Below are 20,817 nucleotides of genomic sequence, written 5' to 3' on the forward strand. Positions count from 1 at the left end.
AGGCCATGCGATGAATTCCTTCAAGACTCACAGCTCCCACTGGGGCGCATTTTCCGGACGCCTTGCAAATGGGCGACTGGAGATAGAGCCTCACCCGGATGACCCTCACCCATCACCACTGCTGGGCAATCTTCCGGCGGTGGCCTATAGCCCGGCTCGTGTCCGGCGGCCTGCCGTCCGGCGGGGCTGGCTTGAACGCGAGACCGGCCACGCGCAGCGACGCGGCGCTGACGACTACGTCGAGGTCAGCTGGGCCGAAGCGACGAGGCTGGTCGCGGATGAGTTGAAGCGGGTCTATGACCATCATGGCCCGAGCGCGATATTCGGCGGCTCCTATGGCTGGTCGAGTGCTGGCCGGTTTCATCATGCACAGAGCCAGATTCACCGCTTCTTGAATGTTCTTGGCGGATATGTCCGGTCCGTCAACACATATAGTTCCGGCGCGGCCATGGTTATAATCCCCCATGTGCTTGGACCGTATGACAGTTTCGACCGCAAGAGCGTGACCTGGGATGCGATCGAACGCAGCAGTGAGCTGGTGCTCGCATTCGGCGGGATGGCAATCAAGAATGCCGATGTCCACGGCGGAGGGATCAGCACGCACACGGTCCGGCAGAAACTGGCCGGCGCGAGGGCTCGCGGTGCGAGTTTCACATTCATCAGCCCGCTGGCCAACGATTTTCCCAGTGATATGAATGCCGAGTGGCTTCCCATTATTCCCGGTACGGACGTGGCGATGATGCTCGGGCTTGCGCACGTCCTCGTCACCGAAGAGCTGCACGACCGGGCGTTTCTGGATCATTATACGGCTGGATATGACCGGTTCGAGAACTATCTTCTTGGCAGGGAGGACGGCCAGCACAAAAGCCCGGAATGGGCGGCCGCGATCTGCAACATCGACCCGGAGACGATCCGCAAGCTGGCGCGGAAGATGGCGAGTTCGAGAACCCTGATCACGGTCAGCCACTCGCTTCAGCGGGCCGATTATGGCGAACAGCCGGTGTGGATGGGCATTGTCCTTGCCGCCATGCTTGGCCAGATCGGACTGGACGGCGGCGGATTTTCCTACTCCCTCGGCGCGTTGGGCAATATCGGCAAGAACCTGCTCGCCGTTCCCTTGCCAACGCTACAGCAATTCAAGAACCCCGTTCCGGACTATATTCCCTGCGCGCGCATCGCCGATATGCTGCTCAATCCCGGTGCCGAGTTCCATTACAACGGGCACACGCTTCACTATCCCGATATCCGGCTTGTCTATTGGGCGGGCGGCAATCCATTTCACCACCACCAGGATATCAACCGGCTGCGAACCGCTTTCCGCCTTCCTGAAACGATCATCGTCCACGAGTCGGCCTGGACTTCGACCGCCCGGCACGCCGATATCGTGCTACCCGCCACGACCACGCTTGAACGTGACGACATCGGCGCTGCCGATCGCGATCCCCTGATGATCGCCATGAAGCGGCTGATCGCCCCCGTTGGCGAAGCACGCGACGATTATGAGATATTCGCCGGCATTGCGCGGGAACTTGGCAGGTTCGATGCCTTTACCGAAAACCGCAGCAGCGGAGAATGGCTCGCCTTCCTGTACGAGACGACCCGTCAGGCGCTTGCGGCGGGCGGCCACGACGCACCGGACTTTGAGACCTTCTGGAAGCGAGGGGAGCTGCTCCTTCCAGTCAAGCCAGACGACGGTGGCCCGGCGCGCGCTTTCCTTCACGACTCCGGGACGAAGCCGCTGGCGACACCGTCAGGAAAAATCGAAATCTTTTCCGAGACTGTCGAGAGCTTCGGATATGATGACTGCAAAGGTCATCCGCGCTGGTATCCGCCAAGAATGGAGACGCCCGATGATGCCCGCCTCCATCCCCTGCATCTTGTCTGCAATCAGCCGTATCAACGTCTGCACAGCCAGCTGGACTATGGCGATTTCAGCCGTTCGACCAAGATCAGGGATCGGGAACCTGTCCGTATCCATCCGGCCGACGCTTTGACCCGCGGAATAGCTGACGGCGATATCGTCAGGCTTTTTAATGCGCGCGGCAGCTGTCTCGCTGGCGCCGTCATCAGTGAAGACGTCATGCCGGGCGTGATGCAGCTTGCCACCGGCGCATGGTTCGAGCCACAGGATTCTGCGGCGGAGAATGCCATCTGCATCCATGGCAATCCCAATGTCCTGACCCGCGACATCGGCACTTCGAAACTGTCGCAGGGTTCAACCGGCCAGATTGCGAAGGTGGCGATTGAGCTTTTCACCGGCGACTTGCCACCGGTCAGGGTTTTCGAAGCCATGACATTTGCGCCGCGTGACAGAGCGTCTTGGTCGCCAAACCATCATCGACCGCCGGGGCGAGACGGCAATTCAAGTGCGGCTGAAACACCAATCCAAACAGTCGGCAAAATGGCGATAAAATAATTCACTAAATCGATAGAAAAAGAATAACCAGTCTTTCTCCCTCACGCCCGGCTGCTAGGTTATGGGCAAGATAAACACCGCAACGAGGGATCGCGTCATGACTGGAATATGTAGAAGCGGGCGCGCTCCTCAGCCAAGCGAACTCCCACGAGCCGCTCGCTAACCCTCGCGACGCCCAACCCGACTGCCCAATGAATTCAAGCATTCTCCCGCTCGGCTGAAAGGCCGACGCGGCAACGGTTTGACATGCCTGCTGCCAATGACGGCGGCCGCATGTGCGTCCGCAGGAGATGCCGAAATTGCAACGAAAAAACTTTGAATTTTTCAGGATCATATCATGACAAGACGTTCTTTCTCATTCTCCCTGTCGCGTCGCCGGCTGCTTTTCACGGCCTCTCTGGCAGTCTCCGCCTCGCTGTTTTTATCAACAGCGGCACCTCTGAGCGCACTGGCGGCGGATACGCCGCGCGATGGCGGTGACATCACCTTTCTGATCGATTCACTGGGCGACACGTGGATCCCAAACAACAGTGCCATCTCCAGTTTTCAGGGCCACATCTGGGGTCATGTGACGGACAAGCTGCTTTACGTCGATGCGGAAGGCAAGGTCAGCCCATGGATCGCCGAACGCTGGGAGCAGAACGACACCGCAACGGAATTCACCCTTCACCTCAAAAGCGGCGTGACTTTCTCGGATGGCGAACCGCTTGATGCGAAGGCCGTCGTCGCCAATCTCGACATCTGGTATGCCGGCCGCAAGAACGAGGGGATCAACCCGATCGGCCTCTTCCCCAAGACCTACGATCACGCCGAAGCGGTTGATGCCACGACGGTCAAGGTTTTCTTCAAGAAGCCTACACTCGGGTTCATTCCAACGCTTGGCTATCACGGTTCCATCCTGATCTCTCCCAAGAGCATCGCCCAGCCTGCCGGCCAGCAGGCTGACCTCAGCAAGACCGCCGGCAGCGGACCTTACGTGGTGGAGTCCTGGAAAGAGGGCGACCATGTCACCCTCGTCAAGCGCAAGGATTATAATTGGGGGCCAGCCGCCGTCGGCCACACCGGACCCGCCTATCTCGATACCATCACCTACAAACTTGTCTCGGAGCCATCCCTTCGCGTCGCCTCCGTTCAGTCCGGTCAGGCGGATGTCGCCTACAACGCCTCGCCCCAGGAACTGAAATCGCTGAAGGAAGAAGGCTTCACTGTTGCGACCCCGCGTTATCTCGGCTTCGTCAACGGCTGGGCCGTCAACACCAAGCTACAGCCCTATGATGACGTGAAGATTCGCCAGGCGCTCCAGGCCGGCATCAACCGCCAGGAAATTATCGACACCGTCTATACGCAGGACTGGAGGCTAGCGACGTCGTTCATTCAGAGCAACGTCCCGGGTGCCACGGATCACAGCGATCTCCTCGCCTATAACCCGGAAAAGTCAGAGAAGCTTTTGGAGGAAGCCGGATGGATCAAGGGCGCTGACGGTATTCGCGTGAAAGATGGAAAATCGCTGGAGCTGACGATCCATTCCAATCCTTATCTGGCAACCTCGAAATCCGTTGATGAGCTTATTGCCCAGCAGCTTGGCAGGCTCGGATGGAAGGTTAACATCAGGGCTTATGACGTTGTCACCTTTGGCGAGAAGGTCAAATTCGGTGGTGCAGCGGTTCCCACATATGAAGTCACCCGCAGCTTCATCGATGCCGGCACGGTCGCCAGCATCCTGACCAATGCCAATAATGGCGAGAACTGGTTTGCACTGGATGAGCGTGATGCGAAGCTCAATGATCTGCGCGACAAAATCGCTGGCGCGGGTTCCGTCGAGGACAGAAAGCCTCTTCTGGACGACCTGCAGAAATACGTACTGGAACAGGGTTACTTCATCCCACGCACGCAAATCGTCCAGCGCATCTACGTGCAATCGCCGAAGCTGAAGGGCGAAGTCTATAACGGCGTCGCTTACGCCAGCTATTACACAGCGTTCATTGCCGAATGACGCCAGCACCCACCAAGTAACGTCAAGGAGGTGACGGCATGAGCAATGCCTACCTAACCTACGCCGCAAAGCGGCTCGGCCAGGCGATCGTCGTCATCCTCCTGGCCTATGTCTTCACCTTCGTGGTCGTCAGCGTCCTGCCCGGCGACCCGATCACCAGCGTTCTGCGCAACCCGCAGAACGGTTTCACCGAGCAGGAGATCGCCGAAATCATTGCTGCACAGGGGCTGGACAGGCCGATCATCGTGCAGCTCTGGCACTCCCTGTCGGCATTCCTGACGGGCGATCTCGGCATTTCCATGCGCTCCAACCGACCGGTCTCGACACTCATTGCCGAGGTGCTGCCATCCACGCTGGTTTTGGCCTCCGCCGGGCTAACGGTCGCCTTGATCCTCGCCTTTGCCGTTGCCTACGGCACCCAGGTCGTGCCGAAGCGTTACGGCCAAGGACTGCTGCGCGCTTTCCCATCTCTGTTCCTGTCGACACCTAATTTCGTCATCGGCCTGTTTCTGATCCACCTCTTCGGTTTTCAGCTCAGGCTGTTCCGCGTCATCGAACCGGACAGCTTCTGGGCCACGCTGTTTGCGGCGATCACCATCGGCATACCGTTTTCCGCACAGATCGCGGAAGTTCTGATTGCCAATCTCGATCATGAGGCCGAGCAGGATTACGCAGCGGTTGCCCGCAGTCGCGGCATCGGGCCGAGACGGCTTTTCGCAACACATCTCCTCAAGCCCGCCTCCTTGCCCGTCGTGACGGTTATCGCTTTGACCGTTGGCGAACTTCTGGGCAACTCGCTGATCACGGAAACGGTATTCGGCCGGACCGGTATCGGCAGTCTCGTACAGCGTTCCGTCAGCACCCAGGACCTGCCGGTCCTGCAGGCGATCGTCTCGCTGGGAGCCGTGGTGTTTGTCATCGTCAACCTCGTCGCCGATCTTCTCTATCCGCTGCTCGATCCACGGGTGAAAATTATCGTTGGCCGAAAACGCCGCCTGTCGACCATCGACGACACGTCGCTTGGCCTAGAAACGGGGGCCAAACCATGAGCCTTATCTCCAGCCCGGTTTCCGTCAGCAATCCGTTGGAGAGACTGAAAGGTCTCAATATAACTGCGACGGTCGCCCTCTCCCTGCTTGTCATCGCCATCGTCGTCGCCTGGTCGGTTGCACCGCAGCTCTTCACAAGTCTGAGCCCGGTCAACGGTGTCCCGGCCAACAAGCTCCTAGCGCCCAGTGCCGCACATTGGTTCGGCACGGATCATCTGGGGCGCGATCTCTACACGCGCGTCGTTTATGGCACCGCGTCCTCGGTATCGAGCGCGCTCGTCGCCGTCGTCATTGGCGTGTTGGTCGGCGGCGTGATCGGTCTGCTCGCTGGATTTTTCGGCGGATGGGTGGATATCGTCTTTGCGCGTTTTGTCGACGTACTGCTGTCCATCCCGAAGTTCCTGCTCGCGGTCATCATCGTCACGGCAATCGGCTTCGAGACGATCAACGCCGCCATTGCGACAGGCATATCGGCGATCGCCTTCTTCGCCCGCGTGGCGCGTTCGGAGGTCATCAAGACCCGCCAGGCGACCTTCGTGGAGGCATCTTTCCTCGCAGGTGGCTCACGCGGATACATCGTGCTGAGACATGTCCTGCCAAACGCATCTCGCTCGATGCTGCCGCTTGCCGTCCTGCAATTCGGCGAGTCCATTCTTGTCATCGCCAGCCTCGCCTTCCTCGGCTACGGCGATCCGCCCCCCTCCTCCGACTGGGGCCTGCTGATTTCAATCGGCAAGGACTACCTCAAATGGCCCTGGCTCGTTTATGCCCCCGCGTTCGTTACGATCGTGACCGTCCTCTCTGTCAACAGGATCAGCCGATGGCTTCGCAAATCGCACTGAAAACAGCGCCAATCCTTCCCGAGTTCGTGGCGGCGTCTCCACAACACGCGACGCCCCTCATCGCGGTGGAAAATCTTGTCGTTGCCTACCGGAGGCAGGAGGTCGTCCATAATGTCGGCTTCGAAATCGGGCGCGGCGAAAGCCTTGCCCTCATCGGAGAATCCGGTTCTGGAAAATCGACAATCGCGAAGGCTGTGCTGCGGCTTCTTCCCAACGGTGCGAACGCTACGGGTCAGGTCGTTTTCGACAGGCAGAATATTTTGGCATTGCCGGAACGGCGCTTCAGGCCGTATCGCGGCCGCGAAATCGGCTTCGTGCCGCAGGATCCCGGCAACTCCCTCAACCCTGTGAGAACAATCGGCGCGCAAGCACTCGAAGCGGCAGCGCTGACCGAAGAGGTCAATCCGGCGATCCGCAAGGCACTTATCCTCGAAACATTCGCCAAAGTGGGTCTCGACAATCCGCAACGGGTTTACGATTCCTATCCACATCAACTGTCCGGAGGCATGTTGCAGCGCGTGCTGATCGCTCTGGCAATATTGCCGCGTCCTGCCCTGCTGGTGGCGGACGAGCCGACCTCGGCGCTCGACGTCACAATCCAGAAACGCATCCTCGATCTCCTGTCCCGCCTTCGGGATGAGCTGAACATCAGCCTGCTTCTCATTACCCATGATCTCGCGATAGCGGCAGAGCGGGCAGATAAGCTCGTTGTGCTGAAGAACGGCGTCGTGCAGGAGGCAGGCAAAACGTCTGCCGTTTTCTCCTCCCCTTCCTCTTCCTATGCGAAGAAACTCCATGGGGACGTGCCAGCCCTCAACCCTGACCGCTATGCAAAGTTTCGCGATCCGGGGTTCGGTCTCCTGAAGGGTGATAAGTCGCCGAAGATTGCGGTAGAGGGTGTCACCAAACGTTTCACCGTGGATGGCAAAACCCTGACGGCGGTGGACAATATTTCATTTACGGTTCCGGCAGGCACGACCCATGCGCTCGTCGGCGAATCCGGCTCCGGCAAGACGACGACGATCCGCCTGCTGCTGGGGCTCGAAGAGCCGGAAAGCGGCACAATCACGGTTGCCGACGAGACCGTCACGAGCAAAAGCCGGGCTTCGCTCCGTTCTGTCTGGCGGCATCTTCAACTGGTTTACCAGAACCCGTTTACGTCACTCGACCCGACGTGGAAGGTGGGACAGCTTGTGCGTGAACCACTCGATCGGTTCGAGATCGGGACGCCGAAAGAGCGCTCCGAGCGGGTACGGGAAGCTCTCGCGAATGTCGGCTTGAGTGAGCATTTGCTGGAACGCAAACCGTCGGCTCTCTCCGGCGGGCAGCGTCAACGTGTGGCGATCGCCCGCTCGCTGGTCCTCAAACCGGATGTGATTGTGCTGGACGAACCCACATCCGCTCTTGATGTCAGCGTTCAGGCTGACATCGTCGAGGTTCTGCTGTCGCTGCAGGCCAAGCTCGGCCTGACCTATGTCTTCGTTTCGCATGACCTTGCCCTGGTCCGGCAACTTGCGCATAGCGTTTCGGTGATGCAGCGGGGACGCATCGTCGAGCATGGAGCCGTCACCGAGATTTTCGGCAATCCGAGACACGAATATACCGCGTCGCTGCTGAACTCCATCCCGTCGGGCATTGCCGGAACGGTTCGCGTTCCCGCGGTCCGGCACACTCTGCGGAAGGAGCAACTCGCATGAATATTGCAGCACCTTCCCGCGACCTTCCCGCGTTATTTCGACCTAAGCAGCGGCTTGGCTTCAATACGCGGGTGTCGTTCAACGACGATGATGGTCCGGCACAGGGGTTGCGACAGGGCATTGAACTGTTCAGGCAGGCGGAAAAGCTGGGATATCAATCAGGCTGGGCCTATCAGCGTCACTTCGATCATTATCTGTCTTCCCCGTTGCCCTTCTTCGCGGCGGTCGGCCAGCATACGCGACACATCACGCTCGGCTCCGCCGTCATTCCGATGCGTTATCAGGATCCCATCCTTCTGGCCGAGGCGGCAGGAACGACCGACCTCTTGATCGACGGCCGACTTGAACTGGCGATTTCGACCGGGGCCAACGGTGCGTTTGACGCCGTCTTCGGAACAGTCGATGCCGATGCGCGAACGGAGGCAAAACGTCGCCAGTCGCGCTTCCTCGCAGCCATTGCCGGAGATGTATTGCACACTGTTACGGAGCGGGACCAAGGGGCGCCTCTGGGAGCCGAATTGCGGGTTACGCCGCACAGCCCAACCTTGCGGAACCGCATACGACAGGGCTCTGCCAGCATCGATTCCGCCATCCAGGCCGCCGAACTTGGTATCGGCCTGATTTCAGGAACCGTCCTTCACGATCACGCCGAAGGCGAGACATTCGGTCAGTATCAGGCACGGATCATCGACGCCTATCGCACCCATTGGCTTCGCATCTGGAAGACGCCGCCGCCGCCCGTCGCCGTTGCAGCTTCCATTCTGGTCGGGACCACCGCCGAACTGCGTGAGAAATATGCCGCTTACGACCTCGAGCGCCGCACGGTGGGAATTGCCGCGTCACGCCCGAAGGGTGCGTTGGCTCCTGCCGGCCAACCGGTCGGTGCGCAGATTTCTCCCGTTTTTCAAGGTACACCGGACGAGGTTATCGAGAGCATATTGAGCGACCCGGGACTGGCGACCGCAGATGAACTCGTTCTGTTTCTGCCACCCGCTTTCGCATTGCCAGAAAACATACGATTGCTCTCCGATCTTGCAACGACCGTCGCTCCATCTCTGGGATGGACGCCTGCTCCGGATCACGAAATGCCGTCACAGACGACAATCCAAGGTTCCAGGCAGTAAGGATAGTCGGGCAATATTTTCTACATATTCCATAGAAATAGAAAGACCTGTCTTCCTCATATGCCACGCCGGCATTAGCTTTTACCCGATATCCAGAAACACCAAGGAGCTCCCATGGCTGCGGAATTCATCAGCGTCAGCTTTCCCAACGCGTCCAATGATCTGAACCCCATCCCGGATGCTCCGGTCGATCCGCTCTTCCTGGAACGTTATGCGCGTGCACTGGACGACTACGGGTTCAACTACACGCTCATTCCCTACTCCTCGTCCTCGTTCGATCCCTTCACATTGGGCGCGACGGTGCTTGCGCATACGAAGAATATCAAGATCATCGTCGCACTCCGGCCCAACACCGTTTATCCGACGGTTGCGGCCAAATCTCTCGCCACGCTCGACCAGTTGAGCGGTGGCCGCGTCGTCGTCCACTTCATCGCGGGCGGAAGCGACGAGGAGCAGGCGCGCGAGGGAGATTTCCTCAACAAGGAAGAGCGTTACGAGCGGCAGGAAGAATATATCCGCATACTTCGTCTTGCCTGGACGTCAACCGAGCCCTTCGATTTCGACGGCAAATATTACCAGTTCAAGCAGTTTCGCAGCGCCGTACGTCCCACCAACGGCCTGATCCCGATTTCGCTCGGCGGCTCGTCGGATGCCGCCTATCGTATCGGCGGCTCGTTGTGCGACATTTTCGGCCTCTGGGGCGAACCGCTGGCTGAAACCAAGCAGCAGATTGACCGCATCTACGCCGAAGCCGCAAAAGCGGGTCGAACCGATCGCCCGCGTATCTGGGTCACCTTCCGGCCAATCGTGGCTGAAACGGATGAACTGGCCTGGGACAAGGCGCACAGGGTTCTCGACCGTCTGAACGAGAACCGCCAGAAGGGTCTTTCCCGCGCGCCGGTCAACGCAACACCACCCGCTAATATCGGCTCCCAGCGCCTGCTCGATATCGCCAAACGCGGCGATGTCCATGACCGCGCGCTCTGGTATCCGACGGTCACCGCAACCAATGCAAGCGGCGCGACAACCGCTCTGGTCGGATCACCCCGCACAATCGCCGACTCCATTCTCGACTATATTGATCTCGGCGCCGATCTGATTTCGATCCGTGGATACGACAATTATAACGATGCCGTCGACTACGGACGATATATCCTGCCCCTCGTCCGCGAGGGTATTCGCCAACGTGAAGAGGCAAAGAAGAAGGCCGCCGCGTGATGACCGCAGTCCGGCCACGCCGTCGGACCCATCCACCTCTTCTTCCAAGACGGGGATCATCCACGCCCGCAACGGATGATCCCGCCCGCCGACCTTTAGAAAGCCGTTACCGCATGTCCTACGATCCCACCGCACTTGACGCCGCCGTGCGCGCCGTTTCCGAAGCCGCACCGGATGCGGATCAGACCGGTCAATTTCCCTGGACCGGTATTCGTGCCGTTCATCAGGCTGAGCTTCTTGAGAGCACCGTGGCCACGCGTTACGGCGGTTCGGGAGGCAACTTGAACACCGCAGCCCATATTCTGGCGGCGCTTGGACGCGGTGACCCCTCTGTAGCGCTCATCAGCGCGATGACGATCTTCACGCATCTGGGACAGGCGGCAAAAGACCACTGGCCGGACGGTCTCTACAGGGAACTTCTTTCCAGGGCCAAACACCAGCCATTGCTGCTCAACGCCGCGCGTGTGGAACCGGAACTGGGTTCTCCGGCGCGCGGCGGATTGCCGGCCACGCGCGCGCACCGGACGGCGAATGGCTGGTCGATCACGGGCCGCAAGCGCTTCGTGACGGGCGCGCACGGCCTCACGCACTTCCTCGTATGGGCGCACACCGACGAGGCTCAGGCTCGGGTCGGTACGTTCGTCGTTCCAAACGGCCTGCCCGGCATCAAGATCATAGAAAACTGGAAAAGCCTTGGAATGCGGGCGACGGGTTCGCACGACGTCGAATATACCGATGTTGAAATTCCGGCGGAAAATGTGCTGGAGCTTGTTGATCCCTCGGTCGCCCAGCAGGATAATCGCGGCCATGCAGCAATGACCCTTGCGCTGACTGCAATCTATCTGGGCGCGGCTGAGGCCGCTCAGGAAGCGTTCATCCGCTTCGCGCATGAGCGCGTGCCCGCCAATCTGGGCCGTCCGATTGCGCAGACGGAACGTTTCGTCGAGCTCTCGGGTGAGATCGACCTTCTGGTTTCCGGAGCCCGCCAGATCATCTTTGGCGCGCTCGCAAACCATATCGGCGATGCCGAACACCTGATAAGGGCCCGGCTTCTCGCCGGCAGGCAAATCCGCGACGCTGTCCAGCTTGCTGTCCGCGGCATCGGCAATCCCGGCCTCAACGCCGATCTGGGCCTGGAGCGGCATTTCCGGGATATCCAGTCGGTTCTCGTCCATGCCCCCCAGGAGGATACGTCCGTCGCCATTCTCGGACGTACTGCTTTTGAGCGCTGGAAAACGGGCGAGAATGACCGATCAAAACACCCAGCCAGCCTGTCAGTCCTGAAGACAGCTTAAGGCGCAGTAGCGCGATCCACTTCCTCATGATCATCCGAGAGAACGTCCAATGAGCAACAATCTGATCGTCGGTTTCTCCGGCAATACGTCACGCCCATCAAACACGAAGCGTTTTGTTGAAAATGTCAGCGAAGCACTGGCCGGGCAACTGGGCCTGCAGCATCAGGTTTTCGACGTCGAGGATCTGGGGACATCGTTAGGCTCGGCGCGATCCGTAACGGATCTTGATGGGAACGCACAGCGGGTTGTTCAGACGATTATCGAGGCCGAAGCTCTGGTGATCGGCTCACCAACCTACAAGGGAAGTTATACGGGCCTCTTTAAACACGTCATCGATCTTCTCGACCCCGCCGACCTCAGAGGCAAGCCGATCATCCTGACGGCGACCGGCGGCGGAGACCAGCATTCACTTGTGGTGGAGCATCAACTCAGACCGCTATTTGCGTTTTTCGAAGCGTTCGTGACACCGACCGCAATCTACACCTCCGGCCTTGATTTTATAGAAGGTGCGCTTTCACCGACTATAAACGCGCGGGTAAATCAGGCAATCGCAGAAGCTGTCTTGCTCGTGAAAGCACGTTATGAAAGCGTAACAATCGCTGCGGAATAACGGGATCATGTGCAGGGATAAGTATGTAATGGCTCGCTCAAAACGCCCGTTTAATTTTTTATAAGATCGGATCGGTATCGCCAGCGCCGCGTGCTCAGCGAAATGAATGGTGATCAGGTCTATGATATTGGGATCAGTGGATGCACGGTTATACGGGACAATCGAGCGGCTCCTGATGGAGAGCCGATCAAGAATGTTGGGATCCTCATTGAGTTAATGCCAAATTGGGCTGGAGTATGTTGTTGCCGATTGAACATCGATACATTTTCAACTTTGGCTTCAGCTTGGTCTCCGGTCCGAAATGAACCGGGGCACTGGGGAGAACAAACCTTCAGTTTCTTGCTCCTTATAGTAACTGCATGGCCATCTCTTTCAGCAAGCATCTCAGGCTGGCTGACCGCGAATGACGCCGACATCGATACGCGATGTCGGCCGGCTCAAATGCGGTTCGTAAACTGGACTACCCTTGAACCATGTTGAGGCAAATGATGGTCCTGTCATCGCTGAATTCCGCCGTTGTCGAACCTTTGACGGACGGATACTCACGCAGCTTGTGAAAATCCGCCGCTTCGACACGTGCGAATTCCGCTTCCCATGCCGTAACATCCGTCCCCGCCGGCAGGGACAAATAGCCGTCGGAGAATATTTCAACGCTAGAGAGTCCGTCTTTGGCGATGCGGAGGTCAACCGTCCCCTCCTGCATGACGGTTCCGCCATTCACCGAGGCATAACCCAGTACATGCCCATGCCGGTTTGCGAATTGCGGCTGGACACGGATTCCACCCATCAGGAATTCCTCGACCGTTTCAATGTCGTTCTCGAGACCGCTCATGCCCGCTGCGGCAATGACGACATTTTCCGCATCCCGCGCCGTCATGATACCGTTTGCGACAGCCGAACGCAGGCCTGAGAAGATCGTCGCACGCGTGCGCGCCTCGGCCACATCACCATCACCGATGGCGGCGAGAAGCTGTTTGAACACGAATATACGCGCCGAAGTGCTTACCGTATCGATCAGCTTCGTGTGCTGAAACAGACGGGTGCCATTGATCCTCACGCCGGAATCGCCGGCAAGCAGCAGGCGGAAGCTGTCGCCCATATCCGCCACGATCGCCAGGGTGGTCGATGGCGGATGGCCGGCATTGATACGCTGCGCCTCCTTTTTAAGAATATCGCTGATATTCTGAAAAAGCGCGAGCGCGGCGAGCGTTTCCAACCTGCCGTCAAGGCTCATCTCAGCAACGGCATTGGCGGCGGCAAGGGCTGCGATGCGGCCGGAACTAAGCCCGCTGTAACTTGCTCCGGTCGGATCGGTCGCGCCGTCGAAAACGGCCAGAACCCGTCCGGGAATGAGAAGTGCCACATCGTCCCCCGGCTTTGCGGCGTTCTTGTATTTCGATTGCGAAAAGCTCGCGATATTCATCTTTCTGGTGTCCTTGCAGAGGGAGGCTGGCGGCGACACATGGATCGCCGCTGCTGCAGTTTTGAATGATATTTGATGGCTTCAGACGAAAGAGGCTTCCTTGTCCTCCGAAAGCCGGAAGACGACGAAGACGCAAAGTCCGGTGCTGACGAGAAGTAAGGTGGAAAGTGCCGCGGCCGTGCCGAACTCGCCGTCAATCACCTGAATATAGATCAAGACGGGCATCGTGATCGTCCGCGCCGTGTAGAGGATCAGCGTCGAGGACAATTCGTTGATGGCGGTGATGAAGCTCATTAAGGAACCGATGATGAGCCCGGGCAACATCAGCGGCACCGTCACCGATATGAACGTCTTCGCCGGCGAAGCGCCGAGATTGACCGCGGCCTCCTCGATGGACGGCTTGATCTGCCGCAGGATCGAGGTCGTGGAGCGCACGCCGTAAGGCAGGCGGCGGATGAACACCAGCAGGATGATGATGAGTGCCGTGCCGGTAATGTCAAAAGGCGGATAACGGAACGTCGTGACATAGCCAATCGCCATGACGACGCCGGGTATCAGGTAGGGAACCATCAGCAGAAGATCGAGCGAGCCTGATACTGCATTGTCCCGCCTGACCACGATGAAAGAGAGCAGGCCGGAAACGATGGCGATCAACACCACAGCGGCAAGCGCAAAGGTGAAGCTGTTGGCAATCGCCTGCGGTGAATCGCGAAGAATGCGGGCATAGCTGTCCAACCCGAAGCCGCCTGTGAAGACGGGACCGTTTGTTGCGAGGAACGATGTGTAGATGACCGTAAGGGACGGCAGCATGGCGACAAAGATGACCAGATAGCAGAAACCGTGCACGATGAAAGATTTCAGCGGGCGCATGGAGCGCTTCACCGGCCGATTGGTCAATGAGCTGGCATAACGGCGCTTGGCGAGAATGTGCCGCTGCAACAGAAGTGCGGCCATGGAAATGGCGATCATCACCATGGAAATCGTGACTGCCATGGTCGGTGTGCCGGCCATTTCGGAGGTATATTGCGCATAGGCGATGGTCGAGAGCGTCCTGATGCCCTTGCCGAGGATTGCCGGAGTTCCAAAGTCTGCGATGGACAATACGAAGCAGATGATCGCGCCGGTGCTGACTGCCGGAAAGACCAGCGGCAAGGTGATCTTGCGGAACCGTTGGAACGCCGTGCAGCCGAGGTTTTCCGCCGCATCCTCATAGGATTTGTTGATGGTGTTCAGCGCATTTTCCGTCATCAGGAAGATATAGGGAAAGAACTTCAGGCTGAAGACCATGACGATACCCGGTATCCCGTAAATGGTCGGCAGTGAAATGCCGGCGAAAGACAGGAGATTGGTGACCGCACCGTTGGCGCCGAACAGCATGATCCAGGCATAGGCGCCGATGAAGGGCGGCGCGCACAGAACCAGCACAGCAAAGGTGGCAATGAAGGTGCGGCCCTTGATGCGGTATCGCGAGGTGCAGAAGGCAAGCGGAATACCGAGCAGGCAGGCCCCCAACATGCCGAGCACGCCGATGACGAGCGTATTCCACAATGCCACAGTATAAAAACGCCGCGTCAGCACCTGAACATAGTTGCCGAAACCGAAAGCACCCGTCTTGGCATCGAAGAAACTGATGAAGAATACGCTGAAGATCGGCAGGATCAAAAAGATCGCCAGCATGACAACGGCAAATGCCGTCACGCTGGTCCAGAAGCCCGGCAGTCTCAGGCGGAAGCCGCCCGTGGTTACGGTTGCGGTCACATCCGTCATGACAGGCGCTCCCCGGTAACGCCCTCACCAAAGAGCTTGGTATCACCCGCAGACCAGGAGAAAACCGTTTTCTGGCCGGGCTGGAGGGCGATGATATCAGCCGACGGCTTGGTGATAGCCTCGATTTCCTCTCCCGACGACAGCACTGCGGCAACATTCATCTCGCGGCCGGTGAAGCTCACCTGTCTTATGGTGACAGGTAGTTCGATGCGGTCTCCGCCATCGGTTGCCCGCGAGCCAACGGTAATCGCTTCGGGACGGATGGCGGCAACGACCGTTCGTTGCGGCGCAATGGCATCGACCTGTGGCAGCCCCACCCTGTGCCCGGAAATGGATGTCTGGCCACCCGAACGATTCAGCGTCAGGAAGTTGTTTACCCCCACGAAGGAGGCGACAAAACGGTTGGCGGGATTGTTATAAACGTCCCAGGGTGCGGCTGCCTGCTGGATGACGCCACCATACATCACACAGACCAGATCGGACATGGCAAGCGCCTCCTCCTGATCATGGGTCACATAAACCGTGGTAATGTTCATGGCCTGCTGAATTTCGCGCAACTCGCGCCGCAGATCGACGCGCAGTTTGGCATCGAGGTTGGATAGTGGCTCGTCCATCAACAGCACTTTTGGATTGATGACGAGCGCTCGCGCCAGACCGACGCGCTGCTGCTGACCGCCGGATAATTCATGCGGCATGCGCTTGGCGTAGGGAGCGAGCTGCACGATATCGAGAATCTTGCCGACACGTTCACGAATCTCGGCGGAAGACGCCTTGCGCTGCTTCAAACCGAAGGCGATGTTGTCGAAGACGGAAATATGCGGAAAGACCGCATAATCCTGAAAAACCATGCCGACATCGCGCTTATGTGCGGGCACATGCTCGATCGCCTGTCTTTCGATACTGATACTGCCGCTGTCCTGCTGGTGAAACCCGGCAATCGTGCGCAGGAGGGTCGTCTTGCCGCATCCGCTCGGACCGAGAAGCGTAAAGAACGATCCCGAGGGGATGGAGATATTGATGTCGGAAAGGGCAACGACATCCCGGTAGCTCTTTTTTATGCTGGTAATTTCCACGGCGGCCATGTGCTGCTCCATGACAGATCCTGCACGGCCGGTGACCACGCTGGACAAACGAAAAGCGAATTGTGAATGGGATAAAGGGGGACGCCGCTTCTGCGCCGTCCCCGGCAATTATCTTACTGAACGTCGAGCAATGTCTCGTTCCACTTTTCCATCAGGCGCGCGCGATTGTCCGCAGCCCATTTGAAGTCGTATTTCGCGTCTGGAACATCGGAAAGCGGAACGAGTGCCGGATTGGCGGGAACATCGGTTCGAACCGAACGACGACCCGCCTTCACCACGATTTCCTGCGCTTCCCTGGAGACGATGAAATCGATGAAGGCCCTGCCATTGCCGGCATTTGGCGCTCCCTTCACAAGCGCCATGCCGTCAGGCGCGATTGCCGTACCCTCTTTCGGATAAACGATTTCGACCGGCGCGCTGCCAAGCTTGTAGCGCAGCGCGGCATCTTCCAGCGTAATGCCAACGGCCTGTTCGCCATCGTTGACGAAACGCGGCACCGCGCCTGAAGAGGTGGAAAGAACCGAGTTGCCGAGGATGCCGGTATAAATTTCCCAGCCTTTTTCTTCGCTGTCGAAATCCTGCAATACCGTTGCCATCTGAATATAGGCCGATCCGGACTGATCGGCGCGGGCCGACGAAATCAGGCCCTTGTATTCCGGCTTTGCGAGATCGGCCCAGGACGTCGGAACGGGAGCGCCTTTCAGGGCCTCCTTATTGACGATAAAGGCCGTGACGACAGCCGTGAAAGGCACCCAGTTCGCGCTCGGTGAGAAGGCAGGGTTGATCGACGCAGCCTCAACCGGCTTGTATGGTTCGAAAAGTTCGGCGGAGAAATCGATGACCGTCCCATCGACGCTCCAGATCACATCACCCGCCGCCTTGCCGCTCTCCGCCTTGATGCGGTTCATCAGCTCCCCGGACCCGGCTTTGACAAGCTCAACCTTGGTGCCGGTTTTCTTTTCGAACATGGGCAATAACTCGTCCATGAGCTGCTGCGGGGCAGCGGAATAGACCACGACGGTACCTTCGGCATGAGCGAAAGCCGCGCTGGCAAGGAAAGTGGCGCCCGCAAAAAGGCGCGCGAAAATAGTGCATGATTGACGCATGAGGGGTCTCCGTTTTTTTGTTCCCTGACAGTCCGGCCCTGCGACATGATTTCTTTTTGGTTTTGCCTGTCGCCACCCGCTGTCTGTTATTTATTTTCTTTACGTAAATTAATTAGTCAAGCCGAAATTTATTTCGAATATAAAAATAAAATATCCGATTGAAAAAGCACAATTCTTTATGATTTTCATTCACGGGCCTCCGATCTCTACGGCGGATTTTCCGGCAAAGCGCGGTGTACAATCGCGTAATTTTCGCTAATCATCCGGCATGATTTCTCGCGGGAGACTTTTTTGATCGATCTCGGCTACAACGAGCGGCGTCTGCTCGAGATTTTGCGCGGTAAGGGAGGCATGTCGCGTATCGAACTGGCGCGCGAGATGGATGTTTCCGCACCGACCCTTACTCGCCTGACCGCCAATCTTCTGGAATCCGGCCTCATCGTCGAAGCGGAGGAAGCCCGCAATGACGGTAAACGGGGCAAACCCTCCACCGCCATCGAGATCAATCCGAACGGGCTTTTCACGCTGGGGGTCTACTTCAATCCAGACGATCTGCGTGTCTGCGTGGCCGATCTCAACGGCACGATAAGGCAGGAAATCAGGTCGGAACTGGAGGGGCACAGTTTTGAGCATATCATGGAGATGGCCGAGGCGTCCGCCCGGCAAGTGCTTGAAAAAGCGAAGATACGAAAGAAAGATGTGCTGGGCTGCGGCATCAGCTTTCCCGGCCATTTCAGGCGGGATCGCGGCCATGTCTTCCGTATCAAGCAGTTCGAAAGCTGGCGCGACATCGACGTCGACAAGGACTTCCAGCCCTATTTCGACTTCCCGGTCTTTCACGAAAATGACGGCAATACCGTCATTCTTTCCGAGCTCTATTATGGCGCAGGCCGCAATATCCGCAATTTCGCGATGATCTGGCTGACATATGGCATTGGTGGCGCCGTGGTGGTGCAGCGTCATCTCTATCGCGGCACCAATGGCAATGCCGGCGAGTTCGGCGGACTGTTTCCAAAATCCCATCCCCGCCCCTCGGGACAGGACCTGTGCGACACTCTGGCTGCTCAGGGCATCGGCATTCGACGCCTGAAAGACATTGACGAAAGTTATGCCGACCATCCTGCCGTGGCATCCTGGCTGGAACGGGCAACGGATCAGCTTCGCCTTCTTTCATTGACGGTCGCCCGCACGATGGATCCGGCAGCCATTATTTTCGGTGGATCGCTGCCGGACTGGATTCTCGAACATATCGTGCGGCGTATCGGTTCGCTGGACATACTCGGCGAAGATTTTTTCGTCGAGCCGCCGGAAATACGCAAATCAATCATGAGCGACTCGCCTCATCTCGGCGCCGCCAGCATACCGATCTACCGCGCCATCACGCCCAGCTATTATTCCGGGCGGGCGCTGAAAGGCTGGGCATGACACGCCATGGCCACCAGAGCGTTTTCCTCTATTGGTCTGCGTGTTGATGACAGGGGGCGCCGTTACCTGGATATACGCCGCCGGAATTCCTCCGTACCCGCTGATTGTCAGGCACGGCCAGGTTCATATCGACGGGCTGCCCGGCGAGGAAAAGATGGACGATCCCGCCGATTTTCCCGACCGGTGGTCGATGGGAGCATATGATGCATCTCTCCATGCCGGCGAGCGTGAAGATCGACATATACCGCCATGGCGCTCGCGAGCGGATAAGACTGATCACTGAAGCGATCGAGAAGCCGCGTTAGTGCGGTTCGCGACCGCAGGCCGCGATGGAAACGCACGGTGCCACTGGCAGATAGACCGCCGATATCAAGAGGCTTGGCGTATGATGCTGCTGGCCCTGTACATTTACAGCGCCCTGGCGAAGCGTTCCAGTTTGCCCAGCGTTTGCTGACCCAGCTCCACGGCACCGAAACCCTTTGCCTGCTGGAACTCGGCTTCCGTGCTGAACACCATGCCCAGCACAACTTTCGTCGCGCCATCCTCATCTTCGAAGGAGGCCCAGGCATCGGCATGTTTCGGCCCGTTTTCGCCCCATAACAGCGTATAGGCGAGCCTCTCTTCGGGGCGGACCTCGACATAACGATGATGGTTCGGGAAGACTGTGCCGTCAGGGCCGATCATGTCGAATACCCACTCGCCGCCGGTTCGCAGGTCAATTCTCTTCGTGCGGCAGGAAAATCCTTCAGGACCCCACCATTGCGGCAGCGTCTTTTCGTTCATCCAGGCCTTCCAGACGATGTCTCGCGGCACCTTTATCACTCGTTCCAGCACCATGGTTCGACCGGCCACACTGGCCAGATTGTTGAGACCCGCGCTGAAACCCTGTTGATAACCGTCCCGCATATCCTCGGCCAGCGAGGAAAGCTGAACCGTTACGGTCAAGCGGCTACGCTCTTCCACAGCCCGAAAATCGGCAGTGACCAGCGCTGCCGACTGCGTTACGCCGCCAGAGGACACCACCTCGTAATTCACGCTGCGGCGGGCCGGCTGCAACTCCAGCCAGCCGCATTCACAGCGAATATCCGGCTGGCCGGCGACCTTGCAGAGGGAAACTTCGCGACCGCCCACCCTGCTGTCCGCCTCCAGGAACTCAACGGTAACCGCGGGTGTGGGAGAAGCCCACACCGCCCGGGCGGCGGGTGACAGCCAGACCTGCCAGAGCGCTGATGGCGGAACGGCAATTTCCCGTTCGAAGCTCAGCGTCGCAAAACGGTCCTGTGTGAGATGCGGTTCGGCGCGTGCGCCTTCCTGACCCGGCTTCGTCGTCATTTAGAATCCTCCTTCATGGCCTGCATTGCAAATGCCTCCAACCGGTCAAGCCGGCTCTCCCACATCGCCCGCTGCTCATCGAGCCAAGTGCGTACCGGCTCCAGCGCTTCCGGCACGATCGCGCAGGTGCGCACCCGCCCATCCTTGGAGGTGATGATCAGCCCCGCCTCCTCCAGCACGGAAAGATGCCGCATAACCGTGGGCAGACGCAGCCCCGTGGGAGCGGACAGCTCCATGACCGGTGCCGGCCCTCCGCCAAGCCGCGCCAGAATGGCCCGCCGCGTCGGATCGGCCAGAGCCTGGAAGATCAGTGATAACTCGGGATGATGCTTAGTCATATTGCTAACTATCACGCTCCACTGGGACGCCGCAAGGGAAACTTAGTAAATCAACTAAGTTTTCGGTTGTGGAGTGGCGCGAGGAATGAGGCGCCGATGC

At 58.5% G+C, this 20,817-nt stretch carries 16 protein-coding genes; 10 read left to right on the top strand and 6 right to left on the bottom strand.

The genetic code is table 11. The annotated features are described in order from the left end of the window. The first annotated feature begins 10 nt into the window (after positions 1 to 10). From M0412_RS22770 to M0412_RS22810, 9 genes are all read left to right on the top strand, one after another. A complete protein-coding gene (locus tag M0412_RS22770; RefSeq protein ID WP_269702927.1) occupies positions 11 to 2,416 on the top strand; it encodes a molybdopterin-dependent oxidoreductase in 2,406 nt (801 codons plus the stop codon). A gap of 337 nt (positions 2,417 to 2,753) precedes the next feature. Further along, entirely contained in the window at positions 2,754 to 4,409 is a 1,656-nt protein-coding gene (locus tag M0412_RS22775) for an ABC transporter substrate-binding protein (RefSeq protein ID WP_269702925.1), read from the top strand. A gap of 38 nt (positions 4,410 to 4,447) precedes the next feature. Further along, positions 4,448 to 5,458, top strand: a complete 1,011-nt coding sequence (locus M0412_RS22780; RefSeq protein WP_142843054.1) for an ABC transporter permease — start codon at positions 4,448 to 4,450, stop codon at positions 5,456 to 5,458. Then, a complete protein-coding gene (locus M0412_RS22785) occupies positions 5,455 to 6,300 on the top strand; it encodes an ABC transporter permease (protein WP_142843056.1) in 846 nt (281 codons plus the stop codon). The genes M0412_RS22780 and M0412_RS22785 overlap by 4 nt, the downstream gene beginning before the upstream one ends. Continuing rightward, positions 6,279 to 7,997 (top strand): ABC transporter ATP-binding protein, encoded by a 1,719-nt coding sequence (locus tag M0412_RS22790; protein WP_269702922.1) that lies wholly within the window; start codon positions 6,279 to 6,281, stop codon positions 7,995 to 7,997. Before M0412_RS22785 ends, M0412_RS22790 begins: the two co-directional genes overlap by 22 nt. Further along, entirely contained in the window at positions 7,994 to 9,121 is a 1,128-nt protein-coding gene (locus M0412_RS22795) for an LLM class flavin-dependent oxidoreductase (protein WP_269702920.1), read from the top strand. The genes M0412_RS22790 and M0412_RS22795 overlap by 4 nt, the downstream gene beginning before the upstream one ends. 114 nt (positions 9,122 to 9,235) lie before the next feature. After that, positions 9,236 to 10,339, top strand: coding sequence for an LLM class flavin-dependent oxidoreductase (locus M0412_RS22800; protein WP_269702918.1), 1,104 nt, complete (start codon positions 9,236 to 9,238; stop codon positions 10,337 to 10,339). 113 nt (positions 10,340 to 10,452) lie between these two features. Further along, positions 10,453 to 11,634 carry an acyl-CoA dehydrogenase family protein gene (locus tag M0412_RS22805; protein WP_269702916.1) on the top strand — a complete coding sequence of 394 codons (1,182 nt, stop codon included), beginning with the start codon at positions 10,453 to 10,455 and terminating at the stop codon, positions 11,632 to 11,634. Positions 11,635 to 11,683: 49 nt separating this feature from the next. Then, complete coding sequence (locus M0412_RS22810; protein ID WP_269702914.1) at positions 11,684 to 12,244, top strand: NAD(P)H-dependent oxidoreductase; 561 nt, start codon at positions 11,684 to 11,686, stop codon at positions 12,242 to 12,244. A gap of 460 nt (positions 12,245 to 12,704) precedes the next feature. Here the strand turns inward: M0412_RS22810 and M0412_RS22815 are convergent, their stop codons facing one another. The 4 genes from M0412_RS22815 to M0412_RS22830 form a co-directional block, all read right to left on the bottom strand. Continuing rightward, on the bottom strand, positions 12,705 to 13,667 hold the full coding sequence (locus M0412_RS22815) for a hypothetical protein (RefSeq protein WP_269702913.1): 963 nt from the start codon (positions 13,665 to 13,667) through the stop codon (positions 12,705 to 12,707). An 81-nt stretch (positions 13,668 to 13,748) separates the two neighbouring features. Next, the gene (locus tag M0412_RS22820; protein WP_269702911.1) at positions 13,749 to 15,434 is read right to left on the bottom strand and encodes an iron ABC transporter permease; all 1,686 of its coding nucleotides are present in this window, start codon (positions 15,432 to 15,434) and stop codon (positions 13,749 to 13,751) included. Beyond that, the gene (locus tag M0412_RS22825) at positions 15,431 to 16,528 is read right to left on the bottom strand and encodes an ABC transporter ATP-binding protein (RefSeq protein ID WP_269702909.1); all 1,098 of its coding nucleotides are present in this window, start codon (positions 16,526 to 16,528) and stop codon (positions 15,431 to 15,433) included. Before M0412_RS22825 ends, M0412_RS22820 begins: the two co-directional genes overlap by 4 nt. 101 nt (positions 16,529 to 16,629) lie before the next feature. Further along, entirely contained in the window at positions 16,630 to 17,622 is a 993-nt protein-coding gene (locus tag M0412_RS22830) for an ABC transporter substrate-binding protein (RefSeq protein ID WP_142843072.1), read from the bottom strand. A 291-nt stretch (positions 17,623 to 17,913) separates the two neighbouring features. On the opposite strand from M0412_RS22830, the gene M0412_RS22835 reads away from it, so the two are divergent. Further along, positions 17,914 to 19,047 (top strand): ROK family transcriptional regulator, encoded by a 1,134-nt coding sequence (locus tag M0412_RS22835; RefSeq protein ID WP_142843074.1) that lies wholly within the window; start codon positions 17,914 to 17,916, stop codon positions 19,045 to 19,047. Positions 19,048 to 19,455: 408 nt separating this feature from the next. Here M0412_RS22835 and M0412_RS22840 read toward each other — a convergent pair whose 3' ends face one another. Both M0412_RS22840 and M0412_RS22845 read right to left on the bottom strand, forming a co-directional pair. Continuing rightward, positions 19,456 to 20,379 (bottom strand): SRPBCC family protein, encoded by a 924-nt coding sequence (locus tag M0412_RS22840; RefSeq protein WP_269702906.1) that lies wholly within the window; start codon positions 20,377 to 20,379, stop codon positions 19,456 to 19,458. Next, positions 20,376 to 20,717 (bottom strand): helix-turn-helix transcriptional regulator, encoded by a 342-nt coding sequence (locus M0412_RS22845; RefSeq protein ID WP_161991463.1) that lies wholly within the window; start codon positions 20,715 to 20,717, stop codon positions 20,376 to 20,378. Before M0412_RS22845 ends, M0412_RS22840 begins: the two co-directional genes overlap by 4 nt. Positions 20,718 to 20,817 lie beyond the last annotated feature (100 nt).

It is taken from the genome of Agrobacterium sp. O3.4 (assembly GCF_041414895.1).
GTDB lineage: Bacteria > Pseudomonadota > Alphaproteobacteria > Rhizobiales > Rhizobiaceae > Agrobacterium > Agrobacterium cucumeris.